The sequence below is a fragment of the Streptomyces sp. MBT65 genome (assembly GCF_016612545.1).
Lineage (GTDB): Bacteria > Actinomycetota > Actinomycetes > Streptomycetales > Streptomycetaceae > Streptomyces.
This window is the reverse complement of the sequence record NZ_JAENRY010000404.1, coordinates 1-6,048: the sequence shown is the minus strand read 5'-3', so window position 1 is coordinate 6,048 and position 6,048 is coordinate 1. Positions and strand designations below refer to the sequence as shown.

The following is a 6,048-nucleotide window of genomic DNA, read 5'->3' as shown; positions in this document are numbered from 1 at the left end:
CCCCAAGAGGGAGAGCCGGCGGAGGCGCTCGGCCAGGAGGGCGGGTGGGGGACGGGGCTCTCGGCGGCGGGTGCGGGACCCGCGATCCTCATACGACTGCCGCGGGCGGCGACCTTGCGTACGACCGGCCCGCGAGAAACGGTCGGGGACACGGGCACCGCCACCGGGCACGAAAGCCGGAGTCGACCCGCCGGGCGGGACACCTCCGCACCACTCACGACGACCGGTGGACGGTGCCCTCCGGCCTGGTGGCGTCCTGCGAAGGTCACGGGGCGGGGCTCCGACGCTCCTGGACATGGGCGTACGTCATCAGGCCGACCAGGACCGTCAGAAGTACGGCCGAGGAGCCCGCCGTGCCGAGGTCGAGGCCGCCCTTGGCGGTCGGCTTGGTGAGGAAGTCGCCGGCCGTGGCGCCGAGGGGACGAGTCAGGACGAAGGCGATCCAGAACAGCAGCACGTTCGGCACCGTGGGTGTCTTCATCAGGGCGACGAGCACCAGCAGCACGCCGGTCACGAGCGCGGCCCCGCCGGCGTAGCCGAGGTCCGAACTGTCGGACAGGAAGTCGCCCATGGAGGTGCCGAGGGTGTTGGAGACGAGGATCGCCGACCAGAACAGCGCCTCGCCGCGGAAGGTGACGATGTCCCGGATGACGAACGTCATCCCGGTCAGTTTCCACACAGCGAAGATGATGACCAGGATCGAGATCAGGATCGCCGCGCCGGCCGGGTAGCCGAGGCCGAGGCCCTGCGGTCCCCAGCCCAGTGAAGTGGCGCCGTTGGCAAGGTACTTGGCGCTGTCGTCACGGTTCATGAAGTCGGACATCGTGGTGCCGGCCGTACTGGTCGAGAGGATGACCGTCCAGTAGAAGAACGGGTTGTAGCGCCGGGAGCGCAACTGCACGACCAGGGTGATCACGAAGATCGCGAACAGCGCGATCGTGGTGAGGAAGTAGCCGAGCTTCAGGGTCTGGGCGAAGAGGTCGCCGGCCGTCTCGCCCAGCGTCGTCGCCGCGATCTTCATGATCCAGAAGGTGAGGGTGACCTCGGGCAGCTTCTTCGTCACCGACTTGGCAGTGGCCACGGTCCGCTGGTGCGTACGGGCGGCTTCGGTGTCGGTGAGGGCTTCCGGAATCTCCAAGGTGCCGGACACTCCTGTTCTGCGTGGGGGGTGTGGAAGGGCGCCCGTTCCCGCGAGGGAAACAGGCGCCCTGTGACGCGTGGTCGGGCCGTGGGGGACGGCCGCCGGGTCCGACTCTGTCGATCAATCCCTGAACGCTTCCTGAACGCCTCCCGTGCTGTTCAGGCGATCTGTCCCGCGGCGGGATCGCGGTCGATGACGTCCTTGCGGGTCACTGTCAGGAACACCACCATGCCGAGGATGACGGCCAGGAAGAGGACGCTCGTGACGACGGTGCCGAAGCCGAGGCCGCCGTCGCCGGTCGGCTGGGAGAGGTAGTCGCCGATCGAGGCGCCCAGCGGACGCGTGAGGATGTAGGCGATCCAGAAGCTCCACACGGCGTCCAGGCCCAGGGCGAAGTGGGCGATGCCGACGGCGCCGATGGCCAGGGCGAACAGGACGGCCGAGAGCCAGTATCCGAGGTCCATGCGCTCGGAGACCAGGTCGCCGGCCGCCGTGCCGAGGGCGAAGGTGAACAGCACGGCCAGCCAGTAGAAGGACTCGCGGCTGGTGGTGTTGATGCTGTGGATGGACAGGGTCCGCTCGCGCCGGTACCAGACGACGAACACGACGGCGAGGACGATCCCGAACACCGTGGTGGTGGTCTCCAGCGGGACGCCCATGTTGTCGGTGAGGTTGTCGCTGATGAGTGTGCCGACCACGCTGATCAGGGCGACGGCGAGCCAGTACACGCCCGCGCGGTAGGCGGTGGTCCGGAACTGGACGACCAGGACGACCGCGAGCAGCGCGCTCATCAGTACGGACACGCCGGTCAGGCCGAGCCCGGCCTTCTCGTTGAGCAGGTCGGCCGCGGTCTCGCCGACCGTGGTGCACAGCACCTTGATCACCCAGAAGTACAGGGTGATCTCGGGAACCTTGTTGAGGCGGAGGCGGTGAGGGTGCCAGCCGGGACCGCCGGCGTCTTGTGCGGCTTCCGGTGTGTCGGACAGTTCGTAGGTCATGAGGCCCGACCGTGCCAGCGGTCACCTGAACGCATCCTGACTGCGCGTGCTGATCACCTGCCCCACACGTACCAGCCGGGAAGGATGTCCTCATGTACATCCACCTGTCCCACCCGCACATATCGGCGTCCCCTCCCGCCCCTGCCCTCGTGACAGAAGTAGGCCGCCGTGAACGCTCCGCCCCTTTCCCAACCGCCCATCGACCGTGCCACGAACTGGCTGCGCCGTCGGCTCGGCCGCGCCGTCATCGTCTCCTATGCCGCCGCTCTGCTGCTACCGGGGGCGGGCCTGCGGTTGCGCCGCCCGCACGCCGTCCCGCTGGGCGGACCGGCCCATCTGACACTGCACACCACCTCGCTCCTGCTCTCCCTGGTGCTCTTCTCGGCCGGGCTCCAGGTACCGGTGCGCGCGCTCGGCCGCGTGCTGCGGCGCCCCAAGGCGATGCTGGCCGGACTCACACTGCATCTCGCGATTCCGCTGCTCGTCGTGCCGTTCGTCGCCTTCCTGCTGCGCGGTACCCCCGACTCCGACGGCGGTAGTGGACTGCTCACCGCGATGATCCTGATCGTGGCCATGCCCGTGGCCGCCGGCGCCACCGTATGGACCGCCAAAGGGGAGGGGGACCAGCCGACCATGGTCGGACTCGTCCTCGCCTCCACCCTGCTCAGTCCTCTCACCACGCCGCTCCTGCTGGCGGCTCTGGCGCCGCTGCTCAGCGGCGGCTACGCACGGACGCTCACGAGTACGAGCGGCTCCGCGAACAGCGCGTTCACCCTCGCCACCGTTGTCCTGCCCTGCGCCGCGGGCCTCCTGTGTGCGCTCGTACTGTCGCCGTCCTGGTACGGCCGTCTCCTGCGGGCCGTGGTGCCCTCGGCCCTGGCCGGCTCGCTGGTCCTGACCTATGTCAACGCCAGCGGCGCCCTCGGCTCCTTCCTGGCCCACCCGCGTCCGCTGCTGTTCACCGCCGCCCTCGCCGTGGCCACCCTGGTGTGCGTCCTGTCCTTCGTACTCGGCCGTCTGGCCTCTCGCCTCCTGCGACTGGACGCCCCGGTGGCCTCGTCGCTGACCCTGGCCTGCGGCATGAACAACAGCAGCGCGAGCGCGGTACTGATCACGACCTCGCTGCCCGACAAGCCCCACTTGCTGCTGCCGGTGCTCGCCTACGGGCTGTTGCAGAAGACGGCCGCCAACCGGGTCGTCGCCAGACTGCGGCCCGCGTCCCCGGCGGTGTCCTAGCGCGTCAGGTCCACAGGTCCGCAGCTGGTGCTCGTAAGCGACGATCACCACATGCACCCCGGATGCGAGGGATGCCGCCGGTCTTGGCGAACAGTAGGAAGCGGGGTTACCGCACGTGCCGGTACTTGTTGTCGGCGCGGTAGAGCGAATCGATCTGTCAGTTCGCCGAGTCGTCCCAGCGACCCCACCCCCTCCGGAACCGCGGCCCGGCGTCCTCTAACCCTCGGCGTGCCGGGCGTTAACCGGCCGCCTCCCAGCGTCGGTGCCATGACCGATCCCGGTTCGCAGGCTCTCCGGGAGGACAGTGGCCATAGCACCTGTACGCACATCCGCCGCCGTAGGACTGGCCCTGGTCGCGGCGGTGATCACCGGTTGTTCAGGCTCCGGTTCGCACACGGGGTTCGCTACGTCCGCCGCCCCGGCCGGTGCGGGAAACGCAGGTTCGACCCCCGCGCCCACCGAGTCGAATCCACCCGGCGACATCCCCGACAACCAGGTGTACGTGGCGTACCGGCTCGCCAGTGGTTTTCACCGGTTTCACGGTGAAGGTACCGGAGGGCTGGGCCCGTACTGGGCAGGGCGCCACGAGCGTGTTCGCGGACAAGCTGAACACCGTCCTGTATTTCCTCCTCCCGGCCGCCGTCGGTGCAGGCATGGCGAGTGAGGTCGATTCCGGCAGCGTGAGCGGTGCCGGGGCTGGTCAGTTGATGGTGCCGAACCAAAGAGGAAGCGCTTGGTCGATCTGATCGCCGGGTGTGATCGCGCATATGTATCCGTCGGGCCTGACCAGGACTGCTTCTGTGCCGTCCCAGGGCAGGTGCTCGACCAGGGCGGAGGTGATTCGATCCCGGTAGGGGCGGGCAGGGGCGAGGTGTTTCTCGTCGGTGGTCAGGAGTACTCCGCGGCCGGTGTGGAACAGGTCGCCGGCCCAGCCGTCGCGGATCGGGAAGTCGGGCAGGCGGGTGCCGAGGTGGCCGGGGCCGCCGTAGTCGATGTCCAGTCCGCTGCTCATTCCTGCCGCGAGGCGGTTGGTAGCGGGCACGGCGAGGAAGGTCGTGAGGAGTTCGCGCATGGCCCTGGGGCCGGGTTCGGGGGTCTGTACGGCGGCCTGCGCGCGGATGGCGTCTAGGACTTGGGCGCCGACGGGGTGGCGTTCGGACTCGTAGGTGTCCAGGAGGGTTTCGGGCATGCGGCCGGTCAGGACTGCGGCGAGTTTCCAGCCGAGGTTGAAGGCGTCCTGGATGCCGAGGTTCATGCCCTGGCCGCCGATGGGCAGGTGGACGTGGGCGGCGTCGCCGGCCAGGAAGACGCGGCCGACGCGGTAGCGCTCGGCCTGGCGGGCGGCGTTGCTGAACCGGGAGGCGTAGCGGATGGTGACGAGCTCGTATTCGTCGCCGTAGAAGGTGTGGAAGCGGTCGGTCACCTCCTGGTGGGTGGGGTCCTCGGCGGGGTCGTCGGCGGCGCCGGAGTAGACGAACCGGTACAGGCCCGGCTCGCCGATCGGTACGACGCTGGCGAAGCTTCCGTCGGGCCGCACGCGTCGGGCCTGGCCCATCCTGGTCACCACGGTCGGCGGCGCCGCCGTGCCCGCGCCGAGGACGACGTCGGCGACGGTGTTCCAGCGGGTGGCGTCGGTGCCGGGGAACCCGGTGCCGAGCAGTTTGCGTATGGTGCTGCGTCCGCCGTCGCAGCCGACCAAGTAGCGCGCTCGCAGGGTCTGGGGGCCATGGACGGTCACGCCGTCGTCGTCCTGCTCGAAGCCGGTCAGGCGCCGGTCCCGGTGGACCTTGCCGCCGAGGGCGGCCAGGCGGTCTTCGAGGATCTGCTCCACGCGTGCCTGGAGGATGCCGACCTGGTAGGGGTAGCGGGTCTCCAGTGCGGTGTAGTCGAGCGGGACGCCGGCGAAGTGCCCGCCGTCGATCCGGCCCATCGCCTGTTCGTCGGCGGCCGGGAGCAGGCCGCGCAGCGCGAGGAGTTCGGCGGTGCGGGGCTGGAGGTTCATCGCCTTGCTCTGCCCGCTGCGTTCGGCGAGTGCTTCGACGACGGTCGGACGTACGCCGGCGAGGGCCAGTTCGGCCGCGAGCGTCAGTCCGGCGGGGCCTGCGCCCGCGATGATCACATCGGTGTCCATGGTCGTGCTCCTTGGGCTGGGAACGTGTACTGAAGCGGCGGATCGTTGTCCGCTGCGCGATCGCTGGGCTGCCCTTGGGGGCCGGCCGCGGGCATGCCGATCGCTTCCCCTCTGTACGAGAACAAGAGCACTAGTAGTGTTGCTCTAAATCTGGAACGACACAACTGGATGGGTTGTTTCAGTCCGTGTGGGTAGACTGCGGGCATGACCGAGGCCGCGACCGGACGCAGAGAGCGCAAGAAGGCGCAGACCAGGACGGTGATCGCCGACGCCGCGCTGGAACTCTTCCTCGAACGCGGCTACGACCAGGTCACCGTCAAGGACGTCGCCGAGGCCGCTGACCTGTCGATGAGCGGCCTCTTCAAGCACTTCCCGACCAAGGAGTCGCTCGTCTTCGACATGGACGACGAGATCCGCTCCGGCCTGGTCGGCGCGGTGCGTGAGCGGCCGGAGCGAACAGCGCCGCTCGACGCTCTGCGGACCTGGTTGCGCGAACGCGCCCTGCGTGAGTCCGCGGGCTCACGCAGGGCGCGTTCGCGCAA

Annotated in this window: 5 protein-coding genes; 2 read left to right on the top strand and 3 right to left on the bottom strand. The window is 69.2% G+C overall.

The window, feature by feature from the left end; translation table 11 throughout:
• Positions 1–265 precede the first annotated feature (265 nt).
• Together JHN63_RS46370 and JHN63_RS46365 are read right to left on the bottom strand one after the other, a co-directional pair.
• Positions 266–1,138: a hypothetical protein gene (locus tag JHN63_RS46370; protein ID WP_200691157.1), complete on the bottom strand. Its 873-nt coding sequence runs from the start codon at positions 1,136–1,138 to the stop codon at positions 266–268.
• A 161-nt stretch (positions 1,139–1,299) separates the two neighbouring features.
• Positions 1,300–2,139, bottom strand: a complete 840-nt coding sequence (locus tag JHN63_RS46365) for a hypothetical protein (protein ID WP_200691156.1) — start codon at positions 2,137–2,139, stop codon at positions 1,300–1,302.
• A gap of 168 nt (positions 2,140–2,307) precedes the next feature.
• On the opposite strand from JHN63_RS46365, the gene JHN63_RS46360 reads away from it, so the two are divergent.
• Positions 2,308–3,375 carry a sodium-dependent transporter gene (locus tag JHN63_RS46360; RefSeq protein ID WP_200691155.1) on the top strand — a complete coding sequence of 356 codons (1,068 nt, stop codon included), beginning with the start codon at positions 2,308–2,310 and terminating at the stop codon, positions 3,373–3,375.
• Positions 3,376–4,075: 700 nt separating this feature from the next.
• On the opposite strand, the gene JHN63_RS46355 is transcribed toward JHN63_RS46360, so the two are convergent.
• Positions 4,076–5,506 carry an FAD-dependent monooxygenase gene (locus JHN63_RS46355; RefSeq protein WP_200691154.1) on the bottom strand — a complete coding sequence of 477 codons (1,431 nt, stop codon included), beginning with the start codon at positions 5,504–5,506 and terminating at the stop codon, positions 4,076–4,078.
• A 204-nt stretch (positions 5,507–5,710) separates the two neighbouring features.
• Between JHN63_RS46355 and JHN63_RS46350 the strand changes: the two genes are divergently transcribed.
• Positions 5,711–6,048: TetR/AcrR family transcriptional regulator (locus JHN63_RS46350; protein WP_200691153.1), on the top strand; the 338-nt coding region annotated here is incomplete at its 3' end.